This is a genomic window from Trichormus sp. NMC-1 (assembly GCF_001858025.1).
In the GTDB taxonomy this organism is placed as follows: Bacteria; Cyanobacteriota; Cyanobacteriia; order Cyanobacteriales; family Nostocaceae; genus Anabaena.
In genome coordinates, this window is sequence record NZ_LZQD01000006.1 from 255,668 (window position 1) to 275,825 (window position 20,158).

18 protein-coding genes, 1 tRNA gene and 4 pseudogenes are annotated in these 20,158 nt (G+C 38.7%); 12 read left to right on the forward strand and 11 right to left on the reverse strand.

Annotated features, from left to right (window positions below; genetic code table 11):
* Window positions 1-15: 15 nt before the first annotated feature.
* The gene (locus tag A9Y75_RS19410) at window positions 16-687 is read left to right on the forward strand and encodes an ATP-dependent Zn protease (RefSeq protein WP_071191176.1); all 672 of its coding nucleotides are present in this window, start codon (window positions 16-18) and stop codon (window positions 685-687) included.
* On the opposite strand, the gene A9Y75_RS19415 is transcribed toward A9Y75_RS19410, so the two are convergent.
* Window positions 684-1,706 (reverse strand): GGDEF domain-containing protein, encoded by a 1,023-nt coding sequence (locus A9Y75_RS19415; RefSeq protein WP_071191177.1) that lies wholly within the window; start codon window positions 1,704-1,706, stop codon window positions 684-686. The two genes, A9Y75_RS19410 and A9Y75_RS19415, sit on opposite strands and share 4 nt — an antisense overlap.
* A 987-nt stretch (window positions 1,707-2,693) precedes the next feature.
* On the opposite strand from A9Y75_RS19415, the gene alaS reads away from it, so the two are divergent.
* The 4 genes and pseudogenes from alaS to A9Y75_RS19435 all read left to right on the forward strand — a co-directional run bounded on the left by alaS (window position 2,694) and on the right by A9Y75_RS19435 (window position 7,186).
* Window positions 2,694-5,336 carry an alanine--tRNA ligase gene (gene alaS, locus A9Y75_RS19420; RefSeq protein WP_071191178.1) on the forward strand — a complete coding sequence of 881 codons (2,643 nt, stop codon included), beginning with the start codon at window positions 2,694-2,696 and terminating at the stop codon, window positions 5,334-5,336.
* A 300-nt stretch (window positions 5,337-5,636) separates the two neighbouring features.
* On the forward strand, window positions 5,637-6,119 hold the full coding sequence (locus A9Y75_RS19425) for a hypothetical protein (protein WP_071191179.1): 483 nt from the start codon (window positions 5,637-5,639) through the stop codon (window positions 6,117-6,119).
* A 466-nt stretch (window positions 6,120-6,585) separates the two neighbouring features.
* Window positions 6,586-6,837 (forward strand): annotated as a pseudogene (locus A9Y75_RS19430) (Uma2 family endonuclease); the annotation flags it as partial.
* Window positions 6,838-6,925: 88 nt separating this feature from the next.
* The gene (locus tag A9Y75_RS19435) at window positions 6,926-7,186 is read left to right on the forward strand and encodes a hypothetical protein (RefSeq protein WP_071191180.1); all 261 of its coding nucleotides are present in this window, start codon (window positions 6,926-6,928) and stop codon (window positions 7,184-7,186) included.
* 119 nt (window positions 7,187-7,305) lie between these two features.
* Here A9Y75_RS19435 and A9Y75_RS19440 read toward each other — a convergent pair whose 3' ends face one another.
* Entirely contained in the window at window positions 7,306-7,479 is a 174-nt protein-coding gene (locus A9Y75_RS19440) for a serine dehydratase (RefSeq protein ID WP_236721470.1), read from the reverse strand.
* A 468-nt stretch (window positions 7,480-7,947) separates the two neighbouring features.
* The gene (locus A9Y75_RS19445) at window positions 7,948-8,850 is read right to left on the reverse strand and encodes a pyridoxal-phosphate dependent enzyme (RefSeq protein WP_071191182.1); all 903 of its coding nucleotides are present in this window, start codon (window positions 8,848-8,850) and stop codon (window positions 7,948-7,950) included.
* 69 nt (window positions 8,851-8,919) lie between these two features.
* Here A9Y75_RS19445 and A9Y75_RS19450 point away from each other — a divergent pair, with 69 nt between their 5' ends.
* The 4 genes and pseudogenes from A9Y75_RS19450 to rnhA all read left to right on the forward strand — a co-directional run bounded on the left by A9Y75_RS19450 (window position 8,920) and on the right by rnhA (window position 11,427).
* Entirely contained in the window at window positions 8,920-9,477 is a 558-nt protein-coding gene (locus A9Y75_RS19450; RefSeq protein ID WP_071191183.1) for a pyridoxamine 5'-phosphate oxidase family protein, read from the forward strand.
* A gap of 30 nt (window positions 9,478-9,507) precedes the next feature.
* Window positions 9,508-9,948, forward strand: a complete 441-nt coding sequence (locus tag A9Y75_RS19455; protein WP_071191184.1) for a GNAT family N-acetyltransferase — start codon at window positions 9,508-9,510, stop codon at window positions 9,946-9,948.
* A pseudogene (locus tag A9Y75_RS19460) lies at window positions 9,938-10,171 on the forward strand (cupin domain-containing protein); the annotation flags it as partial. The gene A9Y75_RS19455 and the pseudogene A9Y75_RS19460, both read left to right, overlap by 11 nt.
* Window positions 10,172-10,518: 347 nt before the next feature.
* Complete coding sequence (rnhA, locus tag A9Y75_RS19465; protein ID WP_071191185.1) at window positions 10,519-11,427, forward strand: ribonuclease HI; 909 nt, start codon at window positions 10,519-10,521, stop codon at window positions 11,425-11,427.
* 387 nt (window positions 11,428-11,814) lie between these two features.
* Here rnhA and cruG read toward each other — a convergent pair whose 3' ends face one another.
* Window positions 11,815-12,984, reverse strand: coding sequence for a 2'-O-glycosyltransferase CruG (gene cruG, locus A9Y75_RS19470; protein ID WP_071191186.1), 1,170 nt, complete (start codon window positions 12,982-12,984; stop codon window positions 11,815-11,817).
* A gap of 75 nt (window positions 12,985-13,059) precedes the next feature.
* On the opposite strand from cruG, the pseudogene A9Y75_RS19475 reads away from it, so the two are divergent.
* Together A9Y75_RS19475 and A9Y75_RS27820 are read left to right on the forward strand one after the other, a co-directional pair.
* Window positions 13,060-13,263: pseudogene (locus tag A9Y75_RS19475) on the forward strand (cupin domain-containing protein); the annotation flags it as partial.
* A gap of 347 nt (window positions 13,264-13,610) precedes the next feature.
* Window positions 13,611-13,751: pseudogene (locus A9Y75_RS27820) on the forward strand (RNase H family protein); the annotation flags it as partial.
* Between the two features lie 170 nt (window positions 13,752-13,921).
* Here A9Y75_RS27820 and cruF read toward each other — a convergent pair.
* Entirely contained in the window at window positions 13,922-14,824 is a 903-nt protein-coding gene (gene cruF, locus A9Y75_RS19480) for a gamma-carotene 1'-hydroxylase CruF (RefSeq protein ID WP_071191187.1), read from the reverse strand.
* 348 nt (window positions 14,825-15,172) lie between these two features.
* On the opposite strand from cruF, the gene A9Y75_RS19485 reads away from it, so the two are divergent.
* Window positions 15,173-15,598, forward strand: coding sequence for a hypothetical protein (locus A9Y75_RS19485; protein ID WP_071191188.1), 426 nt, complete (start codon window positions 15,173-15,175; stop codon window positions 15,596-15,598).
* A gap of 224 nt (window positions 15,599-15,822) precedes the next feature.
* Here the strand turns inward: A9Y75_RS19485 and rpmA are convergent, their stop codons facing one another.
* The 6 genes from rpmA to pdhA form a co-directional block, all read right to left on the reverse strand.
* Entirely contained in the window at window positions 15,823-16,101 is a 279-nt protein-coding gene (gene rpmA / locus A9Y75_RS19490) for a 50S ribosomal protein L27 (RefSeq protein ID WP_071191189.1), read from the reverse strand.
* 31 nt (window positions 16,102-16,132) lie between these two features.
* Window positions 16,133-16,540 carry a 50S ribosomal protein L21 gene (gene rplU / locus A9Y75_RS19495; RefSeq protein ID WP_071191190.1) on the reverse strand — a complete coding sequence of 136 codons (408 nt, stop codon included), beginning with the start codon at window positions 16,538-16,540 and terminating at the stop codon, window positions 16,133-16,135.
* Window positions 16,541-17,374: 834 nt separating this feature from the next.
* Window positions 17,375-17,446 (reverse strand) — tRNA-Lys (locus tag A9Y75_RS19500).
* 62 nt (window positions 17,447-17,508) lie between these two features.
* Complete coding sequence (locus A9Y75_RS19505; RefSeq protein ID WP_071191238.1) at window positions 17,509-18,378, reverse strand: aldose epimerase; 870 nt, start codon at window positions 18,376-18,378, stop codon at window positions 17,509-17,511.
* Entirely contained in the window at window positions 18,359-18,493 is a 135-nt protein-coding gene (locus A9Y75_RS30240) for a hypothetical protein (RefSeq protein ID WP_269086315.1), read from the reverse strand. Before A9Y75_RS30240 ends, A9Y75_RS19505 begins: the two co-directional genes overlap by 20 nt.
* A gap of 18 nt (window positions 18,494-18,511) precedes the next feature.
* Complete coding sequence (gene pdhA / locus A9Y75_RS19510; RefSeq protein WP_071191191.1) at window positions 18,512-19,549, reverse strand: pyruvate dehydrogenase (acetyl-transferring) E1 component subunit alpha; 1,038 nt, start codon at window positions 19,547-19,549, stop codon at window positions 18,512-18,514.
* Between the last annotated feature and the right edge of the window lie 609 nt (window positions 19,550-20,158).

Consider the following 20,158-nt stretch of genomic DNA (forward strand, 5'->3'; position numbering starts at 1 on the left):
TTCATCAACCTGAAAATGAGCCAAACTGCAATCAATCTCGTTGCTATTTCTGTCTTTCTCATAACTCTCTCAACTCTGTTGGGACCATTAGTACATCTGTCACCAACAATACCCGCTTTAGTGACTGTGGCGTTTTTGGGTATTGCGACTTTGGATAATTTCAGTTTTCAAGGAAAGGGAGGGACGATAGTATTAGATGTGCTGGCGCGATTTTCTCCAAAATATAAAGAACGGATTATACATCATGAAGCCGGTCATTTTCTTGTTGCTCACCTGTTAGGAATTTCTGTGACTGGCTATACTCTCAGCGCTTGGGAAGCTTGGAAACAAGGACAACCAGGACAAGGTGGGATATGTTTGGAAGATAGCGAGTTAGCAGCGCAGTTGGAAACGGGGAAGATTAGCGCCCAAATGTTAGACCGTTATTGTACTATTTGGATGGCGGGAATTGCTGCGGAAACTTTGGTTTTTGACTCTGCTGAAGGTGGAGATGATGATAAAAGTAAGTTAACTGAAGTTTTGCGAGTTCTCGGTTTTCAGGAAGCGGTTTATCAGCAAAAGCAACGGTTTCATATTCTCCAGTCTAAAAACCTGATCCAGGAAAATTGGTCGAGTTATGAAGCTTTAGTTGCGGCTATGAAAAAACGGGCTACTGTGTCTGAATGTCAACAAGTTATTCTTAGTTAAGAAGAAACAGCATTTACAGGGGAAATATGATGATTATTACAAATTACCACTTTATTTCTACCAGTTTCTTTGGCTTTTAATAAGCATTGATCAGCACGATGTAATAAACTGATTCCAGTCTCATCGTCCTCCGATTCTAAAGTAGCTACACCTAAGCTAATAGTAATATTAATAGAGAGTTTATTGCTAATCACAAATGAGCTTTCATGAACTACTCGATTGAGACGATGACCGATATTTAGTGCTTCTTCAATGCTTGTATTCGTCAACAAAACTACAAATTCTTCTCCTCCATAGCGGAAGGGAATTTCTTGGGAACGCAGATTATTTTGCAACCTTTTACAAAGTAATTGTAAAATGCGATCACCTACTAAATGCCCGTGAGTATCGTTAACTTTTTTGAAAAAGTCTACATCTAACATAATGAGACTGAAGGGATTTTTTAACGCTCTGGCTTGTTGAACTTGTCTAGGTAAGTCCCATTCTAAAGCCCGACGATTATTTAATTCTGTTAATGAATCCGCTAGGGCAATTGCTGATAGTAAGGCATTTTTCTCCAGCAAATCCCGATATTTTTGTGCTTTCCGTAAACCCACCGTAAATTGAGCTATTATTATTTGATAATTAGCAGCAAAATTTGCTAAACTATATGTGGTTTGATTTTCAGGAATTTGCCAAACATAAGCATCCGCACCTTGTTCTAGTGCAGCAGCATTTACTAATAATTCCCACTCCCAATTTTCCTGACTTCTCAGAGTAAGTAACTCAGGACGATCCTCAAACAAAATACAGTACACACAAGATAACTTAGTTTGTTCTTTTAACCAAGAACATAATCCCATACTTCCATCTAGACTTGCTTGCACCAAGATTATATCTATGGGCGTAATGTGAATGCAAGACTGAGCCTGATTGAGATTGGTAACAATATCTATATTAAAGATATTTGTATCAAGAATTTGATCGGGAAGTGTAGCCAGAAAATTATTAGTTCCAAAAACTAAAATTGAACTTTTCATTGTTTTGCATTTTCTCTATTTCCAAGTCAAATAAACATCTGGTGAAATTAAATATAGGTTATCCCAAACCCTTGTAGAGACTTTCCAGGGATGTTCGGATCTACATTCTTTTGTGGAGATGTTTACTTGTATAAATTATTCCCACAAACAGCCTTGTACAACTATTTTTTACAAGCAAATATCATACATATAGGACTTACACAATTGTTATATTACAAGGGTACGTCAAAATTAATAATTAGATAATAATTAACAAATTTTCGATATTTGATGCACCCTACAGGAGAAACCCTAATTTATTTAAACCTCCTACGGTAATTGCTAATTTTCATTTTTCCTCTTTTCTTAATAACTTGTAAATTTATTTGATACATACAGTAGGATGTTTGCAATTGCGCTCAATGATGTATAAACACGGAATAATATCTTTGCCTAAATAAAGATACATTTCCATAATTTAAGTTTTGTTAAAAGTAATCTAGAGAAATGTCAAGCAAAAAAAAGTTTTTTATTCAAAGCGGCTTTGATAACTGGGTTTTAAAAAGATTTTGACTACTGAATTATGCAAACGGTAGCCATCTAAAATCCAAAATGAAGTAATAGAATATCTGATCTGCTGATGTTATAACGGCGTTTACGTGTATTTTTTATTTGTATCCTTATTCATATCCCTATACCGTTTTTTCACAAGTATTTCTTAAGAATCCCGTGTTATAGTTGCTATATAAGGTTTTTTTGCTAAAGTCAGAGAAGTTCATCAATAGTCAAAATTATGCTTAATATGTGGTTTTTGAGCCTAGTTTATGTCAATTAGTCATTAAATCTGGCATTTATATAAAATGACAGAATTTTGTAAATTTGCTGTAATAACTATAACAAACACGTAGTAACAGGTAACAGGTCAAGATTTTACTCATCACCAATTAGCGATTACCAGCCTAAACTAGATAACTAGCAACTTAAATTATTATTTTTTTGTAATCTCTCATGTCTTCAACTCCCCAGTATCTTAGCGGTAACGATATTCGCGCTTTATTCCTCGACTTCTACACCCAACGGGGACACCAACCGCTTCCGAGTGCGTCCCTTGTACCAGAAGATCCTACAGTGCTGCTGACGATCGCAGGTATGTTACCATTTAAGCCTATATTTCTGGGACAGCGCACGCCGGAATTTAAACGCGCTACGACTTCGCAAAAGTGTATCCGTACCAATGATATCGAAAATGTGGGACGGACTAAGCGCCATCATACATTTTTTGAGATGTTGGGTAATTTTAGCTTTGGTGATTATTTTAAACCACAGGCGATCGCATGGGGTTGGGAATTATCCACTCAAGTCTTTGGTATTTCTCCTGAAAATCTCGTTGTTAGCGTGTTTGAGGAAGACGACGAAGCTTTTGCAATTTGGCGAGATACCATTGGTGTAAGCGAAAAACGCATCAAGCGCATGGGTGCAGATGATAACTTCTGGGTATCAGGAATCACTGGACCATGTGGACCATGTTCGGAAATTTATTATGATTTTCACCCAGAACGCGGTGAGGATAATATTGATTTAGAAGATGATACCCGATTTATCGAGTTTTATAACTTGGTATTTATGCAATATAATCGGGATGCTACTGGTAATTTAACCCCGTTGCAAAATAAGAATATTGACACGGGAATGGGTTTGGAAAGAATGGCGCAAATCCTGCAAAAGAAGCCAAATAATTATGAAACAGATTTGATTTTTCCGATTATTGAAACAGCAGCAAAAATTGCCAAAATTGATTATTACGAAAGTGATGAAAATACGAAAGTTTCTTTAAAGGTAATTGGTGATCATGTCCGTTCTGTGGTTCACATGATTGCTGATGAAATTCGCGCTTCTAATGTGGGAAGAGGTTATGTTTTACGGCGTTTGATTCGTCGTGTTGTCAGACATGGGAGATTAATCGGAATTTCGGGAGAATTTATTAACCAAGTTGCAGAAACAGCAATTTCTCTTTCAGAATCAATTTACCCAAATTTGCGGCAAAGAGCAACTGCTATTAAAGCCGAATTACAAAGAGAAGAAGTTAATTTTCTCAAAACTTTAGATAGAGGAGAAAAGCTGTTAGCAGAAATTATCGAAACTGTAAAACAGCAAGGACAAAGTTCTATTAGTGGAGAAAGTGCTTTTACTCTCTATGATACCTACGGTTTCCCATTAGAATTAACCCAAGAAGTCGCAGAAGAAAATAACATTACTGTTGATGTTGATGGTTTCAATGCAGAAATGCAAAAACAAGTAGAACGTGCAAAAGCTGCACATGAAACTATTGATTTAACTGTTCAAGGTTCTTTAGATAAACTTGCAGAACATATTCACTCTACACAATTCATTGGTTATACCCAATTAGCAACAACTGCAAAAATCGAAGTTTTATTAGTTGCTGGTGTTTCCGAAGAAGCAGCAGAAGCAGGAACAGAAGTACAAATTGTTCTTGATAAAACTCCATTTTATGCTGAATCTGGTGGACAAATTGGAGATAAAGGATATATTAGCGGTGATGGTATTTTAGTCAGAATTGAAGATGTGAAAAAAGAATCTGATTTCTTTATTCATTTCGGACGCATTGAAAGGGGAACAATTAGAATTGGTGATGAAATTACCGCCCAAATAGATCGCGGTTGTCGTCGTCGTTCTCAAACTAATCATACAGCAACTCATTTATTGCAAGCTGCATTAAAGAAAGTTGTAGATGAAGGAATTTCTCAAGCTGGTTCTTTGGTTTCTTTTGATAGATTGCGCTTTGATTTTAACTGTCCCCGCGCTTTAACTGTGGAAGAAGTTCAGCAAATTGAAGAATTAGTAAATAGTTGGATTTCTGAAGCGCATTCTGCTACAATAGAAGAGGTGCCTATAGCCGAAGCTAAAGCTAAAGGTGCAGTAGCGATGTTTGGGGAAAAATACGGTGATCAAGTCCGCGTGATTGATTTCCCTGGTGTTTCAATGGAACTGTGCGGGGGAACTCATGTTAATAATACGGCGGAAATTGGCGTTTTTAAGATTATTTCCGAAGCCGGAGTTGCGTCTGGAGTCAGAAGAATAGAAGCAGTTTCTGGTGCGGCAGTATTGGATTATTTGAATGTGCGTGATATAGTAACTAAAGATTTGTGCGATCGCTTTAAAGTCAAACCCGAAGAAATACCCGACAGAATCACAACTCTACAAACCGAACTCCGCAACAGTGAAAAAGAAATTCAAAGCCTGAAATCACAAATAGCAATTGTTAAATCTGACAGCTTATTACAGACTGCGGAAATCATCGGAGAACACAAAATTATTATCGCCCAAATGGAAGATATTGACGCAGAATCATTAAAAGCTGCTGCGGAAAGATTGCTGCAAAAAATCGGTAATGGTGCAGTGGTTTTAGGTTCTATTCCCGAAGCCGGAAAAGTGAGTATCGTTGCTGCTTTTAGTTCTGAAGTTAATAAAAAAGGAATACAAGCAGGAAAATTTGTGGGAACTATAGCGAAAATCTGTGGAGGTGGAGGTGGTGGAAAACCCAATCTCGCGCAAGCTGGGGGAAGAGATGCGAGTAAGTTACCAGAAGCTTTAGAAACTGCGAAAAGTGATTTGTTAGCAGCGTTGAAATAGGAGTTTGTGGGGTAGGTTCTTGCCTACCCAAATTTTTGCATTGATTAATATATTTTTAATATAGCAATTCCCATTCAAGTGAGGTACAAGCAGTAATAATTAAACGCAGATAAACACAGATAAACGCAGATATTTTTGTACTTCATTAGACTAGGAAATGCTATATTAGGCTTTTTGCTAGTAAATATTGGCAGTTTAAGATATTGTCTGTTGACAGTCTAAACTGTCCTTGTTTTTTTCCCTTAGTAATGATAACATCCCAGAGTGAAATCATGTTTTAATAGACAAGAAGGAAAATTTATGTCTGACATCAAAAAACTTGGTCAATCTTGGATATTTAATTGGTTTTTTGGATTTAGCGAGATCCCTACAGATGAAGATTGTTGCATTTATATCAAATCAGTTTTATGTTGCGCTAAGGGAGATGGAGTTCTCTCACAGGAAGAAAAAGATTGGGCTATTGGATTCTGTGCATCCTGGGGAGTAGCAGACTGGGTAATTGAAGAGCTAAAAGCATACGAAGCAGATGAAGATATACAAGAGGTAATTGCTCGCTCTCCTCAAGTATCTATCGCACAAAGAGATTTACTTCTCACAGCAATTAGAGCTTCTGCTGCTGATGGAGAACTTGATGAAGGTGAAAAGGGAAAAATTCTACAAATGGCTGCTATTATAGGGGTAAAAGAAGAGATAGTAGAGCAGTTAGAGCAGCTGCACAAAGAAGAATTAGCATTACGTCAAAAGCGTATTAACCTCCTATATCCGGAGAAAAGCCCTTATTAATAACCTACAGGTAAGTAAATATATTCAACTCCAACCCTAAACAATTCAAAATTTACTTATCTGCTTCTTAAAAATTTAAGAAAATTTAGAAGTAATAACTTTGAATTAAAGCAAAGTGCATGGGGTGGCAATTTTGGGTGTTGTATAAATATGGCATCTGTCAATTCAAAGGTAGCGTCTTTAGCTCTACATAGATGTTTGTAGGCTGCTTGACGGAATTCTTCTAATCTGGCAAGTTTCATATTGGCGAGTCAGAGTTAGCCCGGATTTCTCTCAGTTCCTGTCAAAAGGGAGACTGTATTCAATCAGACTCCTTTTTTTTCTTGAATATAACCAATTTAGTCTAAACTTTAGTCAATTATTCTTTCTTTCATAAATCTACCGCCAATTCATGCAAATTTTTATTAATTAACAAATTTTTAAAATATATCCCCAGCTTTTTTAATAAGTCAGGGATTAAAAATACATATCGAAATCTACCAGAAGCAAAGATAGAGATGAAAAATTTGCCGCTTATCGCACCATTCCCACTTTACAAGAATATATTTTAATTGATCAATACACAATGCACATTGAGCAATATTTTAGAACTGATAATAATAAATGGATATTTTCAGAATTTGTAGATGCAGATGAAAATGTAAATTTAGCCTCTATTCCCTGCCAAATCTTGTTATCAGACATTTATGATAAAGTTGAATTTAACACAGAAGAATAAAAAACTCCCAACTCAATCTTCCTCTTTGCGTCTGGAGCGCCTCTGCGTGAGACTATAATAATTACAAATACCAAAGGAGTCAATAAAAATGGGACGCATCAATCCTTACACATTGCAAATGAAAATTACCCAAATGTTCGCCCAAGGACAATCATTTTTTGCCCTTACCAAAGTCCAAGATTGGTTAAAAGAACATAATCAAAACCCCCTAGAGTATGAGATCATTTTTCACCAAAAACCCGCACCTCCTGGTTCTAAAGAAGTCATGGTAATAGAAATAGAACTCAAACGCAAAGATGGACAACCTGTGGATTCTTGGTTACAAGAACAAGCCAACCTTCATGCATAAGATAACCAAAAAGAAATTGAAACTATCTGTAGTGAAAAAGCAGTTCACTCCCTCTTTACCAAACAAAAAAGAAGGAAATAAATTTTCCTTTCTAAGTTATCACTATTGCAGAAGCTTTACTAATTTGCTGCTAGGTGAGTAGCTACTTCTTCTAATGTTTTAACCAAGTTTTCTAAAGTATAGATATGTTGAACTTGTTGGCTAGAATTATTGGTATTGGTAGAAACTTGAGTTGATTCTTGAGTCGAACTACGATTGCGTTGCATCTCTTTTAATCCCAAACTAGCTAACATCATTTATTCCTAGATACTAATATATAGCGTATCCTGATAAAAATACGTAAGTACTGAGATTTTTCATATACTCTTTAAAATGTAACCAAAGTTCTTCATTCTTACTTGACATCACGGTGTACAGTCATCGACACATAGTGCATTTACTTGCATTTAAGTAGATATACACAGTTAAATATAAGACGGGTGGGCAGGATAAGTCCCCTTTTTACAAGTCAGTCAAAACTCTGCGTCACTTTGCGTTTACCTCAGCGAACCTCTGCGTTTAAAAGTAAAGTTTCCAACCGTTTTTAGTATATCTTCAGTACTTTCTCTTTTTTGTTGAATGATGCGATACAGCACTTCCCGGTGTTATGAGGTACAAGAACCCCACCCCCAACCCCCTCCCCGCAAGCGATGAGGGGGCTAAGATGCACCTCATAAGAGCGGAAACCGCTGTAAATCAATTTATCAAACTTTTGTACTGCTTTATCCAAGATTACCCTGTAACCCACCTGTATGTACTAAAAGTAAAGAATCCGACTTTAAAAACCCTTTTGCTATTAAATCCATAACTCCATAAAACATTTTTCCTGTATATACATAATCTAAAGGTATGCCATATTCTTGTTGAAAATTTTGACAAAATAGCCTTAATTCATTATTTACCTTAGCGTAACCACCAAAATGATAATTACAAATTAATTCCCAAGGTGCGGGACAATTAACAGGTGCTGGTAAGCCAGAATCCAGATAATTTGTTAATAGGTTATTGATATCTTCTTTGAGAAAATCACCACCTTTTAATATAGGAAATCCCATCACTTTTTGTTGTTGATTTAATGATAGTGTCATACCTGCCAGTGTTGTTCCTGTACCGCAAGCTAGACAGATAGTGTTAAATTCTTTAACCGTTTCTAATATCTCTATACAACCACGCATACCATTTAAGTTACAACCACCTTCAGGAATAATGAATACTTCCCCAAATTGCAGTTTTAATTGGTTTTTTAATTCATCTGTATGACGTTGTTTATATGTCCGACGATCAATATATAGTAATTGCATACCCTGTGCTACTGCAAATTGTAAAGTAGGATTTAGAGGGATATTTTCTTCTCCACGAATTACCCCAATCGTGCGGAAACCAAATATTTTACCTGCTGCTGCGGTAGCATAAATATGGTTAGAATATGCACCACCAAAGGTAAGGATGGTTGAGAAATTTTTCTCTTTAGCTTCGGACAGGTTATACTTTAGCTTAAACCATTTATTACCGTTAATTTCGGGATGCATGAGATCAAGACGCAAAATAGATAACTTAACACCTGCATTAGCCGATATTTCACTATTAATTTTTTGAATAGGTGGAGGCAAAAGAATTGACGACATATTAAGTAAAAGTTAAACTTTAATGGAATATAATAAAATCAAAAAATTGCTAAAATCATCACATCGGTTATGTCTAAACTTTTTGATTGTATTACAGAAGAACTGCAAAACTTTATTGCAGCCCAAAACCTGTTTTTTGTAGGTTCTGCACCCTTGAGTTCTACCGGTCATGTTAACCTTTCTCCCAAGGGTTTAGAAAGTTTTCGCATTCTCTCCCCCCACCGAGTTGGTTATTTGGATGTCACAGGTAGTGGTAACGAAACATCCGCTCATTTGCAGGAAAATGGACGAATAACCTTTATGTTTTGTGCTTTTCAAGAACCTGCTTGTATTCTCCGTCTTTATGGTCAGGGAAAAACAATTTTACCAGATTCTCCTGAATGGAATTCTCTCTATCCTCTATTTTATCCTGTTTCTGGAATTAGACAAATTATTGTTGCAGATATTGAACGAGTTCAAACTTCTTGTGGTTTTGGTGTGCCGCTGTATGAATATCAAGGACAAAGAGAAACTTTAGTTAAATGGGCTAGTAAAAAAGGGGAAGAGGGAATTAAAGAATATCAACAGCAGAAAAATATTATTAGTATCGATGGTTTATCAACGCCATTGAGTAAAATACAGAATTAGTTTGATTAATAAAACTTTCCTCAATAATTTATGAATTATAAAGTCGTTAACCAGTTAACTGAAACCCAAGTTTATGAACTTGTAGAATTATACAAAAATGAATTCTGGAGCAAAGGCCGGACTTATGAGCGTGTTGTCAAGATGTTAAAGGGATCAGATATAATAATTGCTTTGGTAGGTGATAACGAAGAATTAATTGGTTTTTGTCGAGTTCTCACCGACTTTGTTTATCGAGGAACACTTTATGACGTAATTATTAAATCTAACTATAGAGAAATGGGTTTTGGTGCTAAATTGTTAGATGAAGTAATTAATCATCCACAGTTGCAAGAAGTTGAAAATATCGCCCTTTATTGTTTATCAGAGATGATTCCCTTTTATGAAAAATGGGGTTTCCAATATGATGTAGATGGACTTAAACTAATGCGACGTTATAACCCATTATTTGCGGAATATAATCATGATTATTAATCCAGACAATGTACCTCGTCGAACAACTTCTGTTTATCCAGATGTATTTAAATCTCGAATTGCAGGACGAGTCAAACAAGCTTTAGGAAATGCAGCCGGACTAAAAAATTTTGGTGTGAACTTAGTCACTCTGACTCCAGGAAGCTGTTCAGCATTGAGACATTGGCATACTCAACAAGATGAGTTTATTTATATTATTCAAGGGGAAGCAACTTTAATTACTAAAAATTTCACGAGTTTGTATTTATGATCGAGCCGGATATAGTTCGAGTCAATCAATTAAAAAACCGCTTGTTTGGATAGATCAGCAGGAAATAATTTTGGCAGCAGTTATAAAAATTTTAAACAAAGTTGAAAAACTTGATTATTAACTATACTCATATCTTGCACCATAATCTTCGCCGCGAAAATAAAAGTCCAAAAACCTAATTATTTCCTGTTAAAGGGCAATGCCAACCAACCTTTATTGAGAAGGTGCAAGATGTGAATATAATAGCCTGAATATTATTGACCAAAATTTGTCACTAATTATTTTTTTGTTCGTGTCCTTTGCAGTTTAATACTTCCACTATGTTCACCCAACCTATAATTCAAAGCATATATACAGATGGTGCTTGCACCGGCAACCCTGGCCCTGGTGGTTGGGCTGTTGTTGTCTACTTTAATGATGGCTCAATTCACGAAATGGGCGATGCCTCACGCCATACCACCAATAATAAAATGGAAATGCAAGCAGCGATCGCAGCCCTGCAATTCCTGAAAACATCTGGACAAACCGAACCTATTACCCTCTACACCGATAGCGAATATCTGATCAACTCCGTTACCAAATGGATGCAAGGCTGGAAAAAGAAAGGCTGGAAAAAGTCAGATGGGAACCCAGTCCAAAACCAAGACCTTTTAGAAACCCTTGATGAACTTAACAGCCGACTCGTAAAATGGCAACACGTGCGCGGACATTCTGGTAACATAGGTAACGAACGTTGTGATGTGATTGCTCGCTCCTTTGCCAGCGGCAAAATCCCATCTCTTCAACAATTATCCTCTGGAAATGCTGACCAAACCTTACCCAATACGAACGAAATCAATGTAGCAAAAGTATCTGATTCTCCATTAAACTCTACAAAAATTAACGAAAACATCCCGGAAAGCAGTACTTTTCCATTAGACATAACTATTATGGAACCATCTACAGCGTCCGCTGCGACGACAAACGACGAAAAACCATCTGAGATGAGGGTTTCGCAACTCCGTAACTTGGTTGAAACTCTGCGGGTAGCTGACGAAATTGCTGAAAAAGGCTACTTAATAACTAGTTCAGAACTAGCAGACCTCATGGATGTCCACGCCAGCGCTGTCACCAGTCGGGGAGACCAGTGGCGTTGGCGGAACTGGATAGTTTCACGAGTACGAAGAGAAGGTAATCAAATTCTCTGGGAATTAGAACGAGGTGATCAAGTAGGAACTGAAACTGACTGAAAATAAATCATTACCATTGCGGTGCAGACGCAAGCAGATCCAAAACTGATTTGGCTGCTAACGGTTGAGAAAACAGATAACCCTGACCAAAATCACAGCCTCAATTTCGCAGTTTCTCTAGCTGAATTGGGGTTTTTATCCCTTCAGCTATTGCTCTCATCTCACTTGTATAGCCGTGGATAGGGTGGTTAGGACATCAATTGATAATGAAACTCCCACTATCAAGAGGGTTTTACTCCTGTACGGGCGAACGGCCGTTCGCCCCTCCTGACTCCTGCTATATAGCGGTATGAACTTGCGATACATCATAGTCCCCTCATCGCTTGCGGGGAGGGGGTTGGGGGTGGGGTGATTGTATCTCACTCAACCGAGAACCGCTATATGAGGCTAATACTTTCTTCCGCGCCACTCTCGCGGAGTATGAAACGCAGATAAGAAAATTCGCAGCACAGCCAAGGGATCAGCCAAGGGGGAAAGCCAGAATAACCAGCCACCTTTAGCACTGTTGCGATCATAGGATGGAGCGATCGCTAATAATAAAGCAAAGCGAATTAGCAATAAAAATATATTTAGTCCCCATAACAGGTGCAGGGGAAGCAGGGAAGGCAGTGGGAGCCAGGGAAGAAAACCAAGTAAGATCAATATGGGCATACCTTGAACGGCTGACAACAGCCATAAATCTCCCCAAATCTGAGCGCGGGAAGAAGCATCCTTCAAATCAAGACTGCGCCCCCACTCTTTCCAAGTTTCCATTGCGCCCTCATACATCCGTACCTTCAGCACTTTTGCGCCATCGAAAAAGCCCACTTTAAAGCCTTGAGCCGCAATATGCCGCGCCAAAGTCACATCATCACAAAAAGAACCCTTAGCGCTGTTATAACCACTCACAGCCCCTAAAACTGAGCGCCGACACAAAAAACACTGACCATTAGCCATCACCCTTTCTGGTTGTTCTGTGTAAATGCCAGTGGGATCAAATCTATATAGCAGCGTCATCAACAAAGCCGGTTGTAACCAGCACTCCCCTGGATACTTGAGAATAAATTGAGGCGAAAGAGAAACCAAATCATAGCCTTCTGCTTGGGCTGTTTTCACCAAACTCGCTACCAAGCCAGGATGGGGCTGGATATCCGCATCCATTCCCAAAAACCACTCACTCCACTCAGAACTAAATAAAAAGCCGTTATGTAACGCCCAAGGACGACCCACCCAACCAGAAGGTAAAGGATCATCAGTCATCAGACGAAAACGGGGATCTTTTTGCTGTGCAGCTTTTACTAAGTCGGGAGTGCCATCTTGGGACTTACTATCAACTACAATAATTTCTCGGACTTCATAGCTTTGCCGAGTTAACCCAGCTAACAGAGGACTAATCCGCAGTGCTTCATTGAGTGTGGGAACAACAACACTTACACTACCCAAAATATCCAGCGTTGGTTGTTCAGGTTCCAGGGGCGGATGTCGTCTTGGGCCTTTCAGCAGACGTGACAGTAAAATTGCCGTTGCTGGTACTTGGATAAGTAGTAATAGAAGGGAAATAGCGCTTTGTATAATCAAGATTTTTAGTAGTTGCTCTGTATAACTATATAGCGGTATGCACTTGAATTATATACATCTTAGTCCCCTCCTCGCTTGCGGGGAGGGGGTTATCCAGATGTATTTAAATCTCGAATTGCAGGACGAGTCAAACAAGCTTTAGGAAATGCAGCCGGACTAAAAAATTTTGGTGTGAACTTAGTCACTCTGACTCCAGGAAGCTGTTCAGCATTGAGACATTGGCATACTCAACAAGATGAGTTTATTTATATTATTCAAGGGGAAGCAACTTTAATTACTAAAAATTTCACGAGTTTGTATTTATGATCGAGCCGGATATAGTTCGAGTCAATCAATTAAAAAACCGCTTGTTTGGATAGATCAGCAGGAAATAATTTTGGCAGCAGTTATAAAAATTTTAAACAAAGTTGAAAAACTTGATTATTAACTATACTCATATCTTGCACCATAATCTTCGCCGCGAAAATAAAAGTCCAAAAACCTAATTATTTCCTGTTAAAGGGCAATGCCAACCAACCTTTATTGAGAAGGTGCAAGATGTGAATATAATAGCCTGAATATTATTGACCAAAATTTGTCACTAATTATTTTTTTGTTCGTGTCCTTTGCAGTTTAATACTTCCACTATGTTCACCCAACCTATAATTCAAAGCATATATACAGATGGTGCTTGCACCGGCAACCCTGGCCCTGGTGGTTGGGCTGTTGTTGTCTACTTTAATGATGGCTCAATTCACGAAATGGGCGATGCCTCACGCCATACCACCAGAGAACCGCTATAAATTATTAAATTTTCCCACAATTTATGTAAACTAGTACCGCCGTGAATTAAAAATTAAAATAATTCGTAATTCCTAATTCGTAATTCCTATTTAAATTTTGAATTTTGAATCTTTCAATCCAAAATTCAAAATTTAAAATCTCAAATTCGGTCAGCTTACTTGAAAGCGACTTTAACGCTGGCAACGGAAACTTCCTTGGTGGTTGGTTCAACAGCAGCAGATGCACTCGGACCTCTCAACCAAAGTGCCACAGCAGGAGCAACACCAAGTGCCACACCTAGCAATACAGGAATGGAAAAACCAGCAGCCAAACTCATAACTGTGGCAAAACCAAAGTTAGCCAAATATACAACCAAAGGAATATTGAGTTGCGATCGCTCTAACTTCAGTGGGTTGTTTCTCCATAACAGCGCCGCTACTGTCATAAATAAGCAACCTGTACCCATCCAACCAGCAAAGTTTTGGTAAGGCATTCCAAAGAAAGCCCCTGGTTGTTGCCAATACCAGAAGGGAAGAGAAGTTTGACTCATGGCTGGGTCAAGCACAAAATCCCAAGAAGTCAGTAATAAAGCGCCGAGTGCGATCGCACTAAGATGACGTAATAAGCTCGGTTTTTTATCTACTTCTAAACCAACACGCGCCAACAGGTAAGACACACATCCCACATAAAACCAGGACAAGGGAATTGTGAATGGTACTAAACCCGCAATTTTATAACCCAAACCACTCAGGTAGCTGTAGTGACCAAAAGGAAAGCCTGTGCTAGTTCCCAGTAATTCGCTGGTCAAAGAAATTCCGAGTGATGGGATCAGAAACCCCAAGGTGCGACCTAAACCCAAAGTCCGGTAAGCATACAGGAAAACACCTACCGCACCCAAAATCATATAAGCTACGCCGCCACCAGCCATACTCCACTGCATGACTGTCTGTCCAACCTCAGATAAATTGAAAATTACTTCGGCATTAGGAACAACTAGTAATATCCCTACTAGTCCAAATACCATAGACACGATATGTCCAATCAGGCATACGCGCTCAACGATAGCAAGTTTTCTCATGATTAGTCCTTAACCTTAATAAAATGTGACACGCGGCTACTCGACTGCTAACAGTTTACAAATGTTTAAGATCATAATTTAACTAATTTTTACAAAAAAAGTCCGAGAAGCTTGATACTTTACTAATTAAATTTGTTGGTGATAGCATAAGCGCCTAGTGATTGGGGCTGCAAAAAACATGATTATAGACTTAGAGTTTAAGGGAAGATATTCAAAAAATAAATACAATCTCAGGTTTTTTTGAACATCCCAGGGATTTTCAGCCTGCTATTCTATAAAATAAAGCCTTTGGTTTTTCTACATAATCTTGGCAATAATATTTGCACCCAGTACTGGAAATACCAATCTATGTTAAGTTTGAAACAATTTCCTTGGTTTTCCCTGGCACTAGTACTACTGAGTTACAGTACTTTGGGCTGGGTAATATCTCAAACAAAAGCACCTTGGTTTGTGTGGTTAATCGTTGTAGTTGCTATCTTACTTTTACTAGTTAGCTTGACTACTCCTTGGTCAAAACTAACAGAGTATTACAATATCTTGTTTCAATCAAATGCGAGGTCTTTTTGTGTAGCTGTTTTAGCAGCTTTGCTATTTTTCATGATGATCGCTTGGTTTCGGATATTTCTTGATACCTTACTTATTCTTTCCGCAACTATCTTAGTCAAGATAGACTTTCAAGCCGCTGGTTTCCAGGAAAGTCTAGCTTTTTTGTTCACCTCTATCTTTTCACTGGCAGGTTTAGCCATAGGTGTCCTACTTCATAGGTTAATTTAAATTAGTAGCCAGTAGCCAATTTAAAAACAACTAGCACTGCTTTCTCGGAATTAAAAAATTAAAAATTTAACAAGCAGATTCCACCAGCTTTTTAGGAATTTTTAATAGTAGCTTTATTTCCGCTGCAGTCTACTAGATAGACATCGACCTTTCTTTAAATATGCATTATCTAGAAACCTGATAGAGACGTTACATGGAACGTCTCTACTTTTTCACAGCTATATTTAACTTGCTAATGCTTCAGCAGCAACGGCTGGATAAACGCTCACTTTTTTCCGGGTTTTGCCCTTTCTTTCAAAAGTAACTACACCATCAACTAAAGCAAACAAGGTGTCATCGTTGCCAATACCAACGTTGTTACCAGGATGAAATTTTGTACCACGTTGACGCACCAGAATGTTTCCTGCACGTACAACTTGACCACCAAATCGCTTTACGCCCAGACGTTGAGCATTAGAATCGCGTCCGTTACGCGTACTACCCGTACCTTTCTTATGAGCCATAATTTCCTCTTATGTATTTACTTGTTGTTTATTATTCAGCAGCGATTTCTTCAGCGGGAGCGCTATCAACCACATTGGGAGTTTCAATAGTAGTTGGGGCTTCTTCATAAGCCAACACCTCACCATTGAGATTGATGGAGTTAATCAAAAGTCTGGTGATTTCCTGGCGATGTCCCCGTTTTTTGCGGGTTTTCTTTTTCGGCTTCATTTTGTAAACCAGGACTTTACGACCTCTAAAGTGTCGCATCACCGTCCCTTCTACAGTCGCACCTGCCACTAGTGGCTGCCCAATAGAGACTCCACCCTCGTGCTGTACCAGTAATACTTCGTCTATTGTCACTTTTTCGTCTGGTTCGGCAGTCAGCAGTTCAATGTCATAGAATCGACCTGCCTCGACTTTTATTTGTTTGCCACCAGTTTCAATAATTGCGTAAGTCATGAAATTGTCCTTGAAGTTGCCGTACAGGTAGCTGGCTTTTATCTCCTGTAGAGACACGATTTATAGCTTTTGCCAGCTTTTGCAGTATGTCTACCTGATCCGAGCAGGAATTAGACAGACAATCCAAAATTATAATTTATTCATTGTCTTTAAGTCAACAAGATGATACGGTGATGGGGACGCGGAGGGTCTGAGTCCCGCCACAAAATATGCATCCTCACGTGTCTTTGTGACCGATTGAAAATTTGGTCTGAGAAAATTGGACTTGATTACCGGAATGGCGATGCTTGTTTGTGTAGTTAACTGAGACACAGACAGAACTAAACTAAATCAATCTGGGCAGCAGTTAGAGTTGCTCAGATTTTTTACTTTTTTGCCTTAAAACAAGATCCCCCTAGCTGCTTTTTACTCCAAGCTAGGGGGATCACATATTTGGTAGTCTATAAATCTTTCGGTATAAGGCGTTGAATAAAATATATAACATTTATTTTCTTTTGCCTAGTCTTACGATTATAATTTACAGAATTTTTATATTTTCTTTATTAATTGCCGACACGATACGGTGACGCGTACAGTCTTTTTGATTAGCAATTAGCCGGATTTGATATCATTCACAAATCAATACTTGTCGGTTAAGCTCAAAAAATTAAATTATGTAGGTTGGGTTGAGGAACGAAACCCAACATTTACAGGTATTTGTTGGGTTTCACTTTGTTCAACCCAACCTACAAAAATTCTTAACCGAACAGTATTGATTCACAAATGGACTAATAACAAAAAAGCTCGCCTCAACTTTTATTTTCAAAGTCTCAGCGAGCGTCTTTTGCTTAAAAATGGGTCGCCCGGGATTCGAACCCGGAACTAATCGGTTAAAAGCCGAGTACTCTACCGTTGAGTTAGCGACCCTTTTGCTGCAATTTGCAACTTTCCCAATATACCATCAACAACCATAGTTTTGTCAAGGGGTTTTAGAAAAAATTTCCCGTTAACCGGAAAGAAGCAGTGCAACTAGCTCCAGGTGCTAACACAGTCAAGTTTTCACCAGTATTTAGAGCATTGCGGGTGGCGCTCCAAGGCTCTAGACAATAGAATTCTTTGCCCTTCACCGTCCAGAAAACCAACCAGGTAGAGAAATCATCATAATCTAACGTCAGCTTTAACCTGCGGCTGTTATCTGTCACAGAGGCAGATTGACTAGTTAGCCCTCCAAAGGCAAAATCAATTTCATCCTGGTTAAAGTCGAATTTGCCGTTAAAGGCGTGGAATTCCTTGGTTTTATTGTCTTGATACTGTCCAGAGGGAATTTCCACCTCTAGCTGATTTTTATCACCACAGAGAAAATAGGGATGGAAACCAGCCGAAAATGGCATTGGTGTCGATGACAAATTTTTATATTCCTGACGCACTACTAAGGTATTACCCTGTAATTCGTAGGTGAAAGCCAGTTCAAAGTCAAAAGGATAAACTGCCTTGGTTTCCTCATTGCTCTTGAGAACAACAGTCAGACTAGCTTTACCGTCAGTTTTTTGCTCAGTTGCTTCCCAAGGTAATTCACGAGCAAAACCATGTTGTTTGATAGTGTATTGTTTACCGCTAACGGTATAAGTATTATCCGGTAAATTACCGCAAAGAGGAAACAAAATCGGATTTCCACCTCTGACGCTCAAATCAGGATGGGTAAAGCGTTCAGTATCTAAATAAAAGACTTCTTGACCTTGAATACGCCAACGGGTAATGATACCGCCACGTTCTGGTACTACTTCTATTTGTGTACCAGCATTATCATCAGAAAGAATGTAGGTTTTGTATTGTTGCTGTTCAATGGCAATTGAAAACATGATTTTTGGTGATTGGTAATTGGTGATTGATAATTGGTGTTGGCGGTAGCCTGCCGTTAGGCATATGGTGATTGGTGATTGGTAATTGGTAAAATTTACCTCTGTCACCTGTCACCTGTCACCTGTTCCCTAGTTACACGTCTTCTGCAAAAATGAAGCGATATAACTCGCTTGGGTCTGGTTCGGGGCTGCTTTCGGCGAATTTTACGGCTTCATCGATGATATCCTGAATTTTCTTCTCTATGGCTTTTAATTCTGATTCATCTGCTAGATTTTTCTCTAGCAAATAAGCAGCTAATTTTTTGATGGGGTCACGGGCAAACCAGAATTCTTTTTCGGCTTTGCTGCGGAGTTCGTCTGGGTCGGCAAGGGAATGACCACGGAAGCGATAGGTCATAGCTTCGATTAAGGTGGGGCCTTCTCCGGCACGGGCGCGGGCTACGGCTTCTTGAGCCACTTGTCGCACTGCTAAAACATCCATTCCGTCTACTTCCACGCCCACCATGTTAAACACACTGGCTTTTTTGTAAATCTCTGGTTGGGAGGTGGCGCGGTCGTGAGCCATACCAATCGCCCATTTATTATTTTCTACCACAAACAGGATTGGCAGTTTCCATAAAGCTGCCATATTCAATGTTTCAAAAAATTGACCGTTGTTGGAAGCACCGTCACCAAAAAAGCAAGCGGTTACTTGGTCGGCATTTTTGTCTCCTAAGACTTCCCGACGATATTTAGTTTGGAAAGCTGCCCCAGACGCGACGGGAATACCTTCAGCTACGAAAGCATAGCCACCTAATAAACGGTGTTCAGCAGAAAACATATGCATGGAACCACCGCGCCCTTTGCTGCAACCTGTGGCTTTACCAAATAATTCTGCCATTACCTCGTTTGCTGGAACTCCGGCGCTCAAAGCATGAACGTGGTCGCGGTAGGTGCTGGAAACGTAGTCTTCACCCGGTCGCATTGCTCCTCTGATAATACCGCTGGCAACAGCTTCTTGACCGTTGTACAGGTGGACAAAACCAAACATTTTGCCCCTGTAATACATTTCGGCACATTTATCTTCAAAGAAGCGACCTAATGTCATGTCTTCGTATAAAGCCAAGCCTTCTTCTTTAGTAATCTGGACTGTGGCAGCATCAAATGGGGGTAACGTGCGTTCTTGAAGCATTATTGTCAAATATTCCTGTTGTACAAATTAAAGCTACGGTTTTTAATCTAAGTTGGTCTTATATTACGTCAGCTATTAACAAGCCAACGTTGACAAGAATCAACATCTCACAATCAAATCTTAATTTATGCACTAAAACAATCCTGTAGGGAATGGGTAAGTTGTAATTTTTCCATTTTTAATCTTTATGACCTCTTTATGACCTATTCTTGCTCCTCAAGGCAAATAGCTGTTTTTAATTTTCCCTACTCATTTTCTTAATTATTAAGGTAGCAATCTGAATAGCTGGCTTTCTGCATAGCTATTAACAGTTTTCGAGAATTTAGATGAAATTACGCAAAAATACTTATATTTGGTAAAATGGTTGTCATTAAAGTCTAACTATGGTATTGTTTATTTCCTAGTTATCAGGATCAAATAATGCTAGGGCGTGTTAATATCACACATTAACTGGGAATAGCCCAATTTGATATTAAGGAAGAGACACGGAAACAGGGGGAGAAGGTGAAGGTTGCAGCAAATATACTAAGGATAAAAATAGAAGGCTAAGGCTCGCTAGGCAAGTGCATACGGTACTCCGCTGAGTGAGATATCTTCGGTGGGCTACAC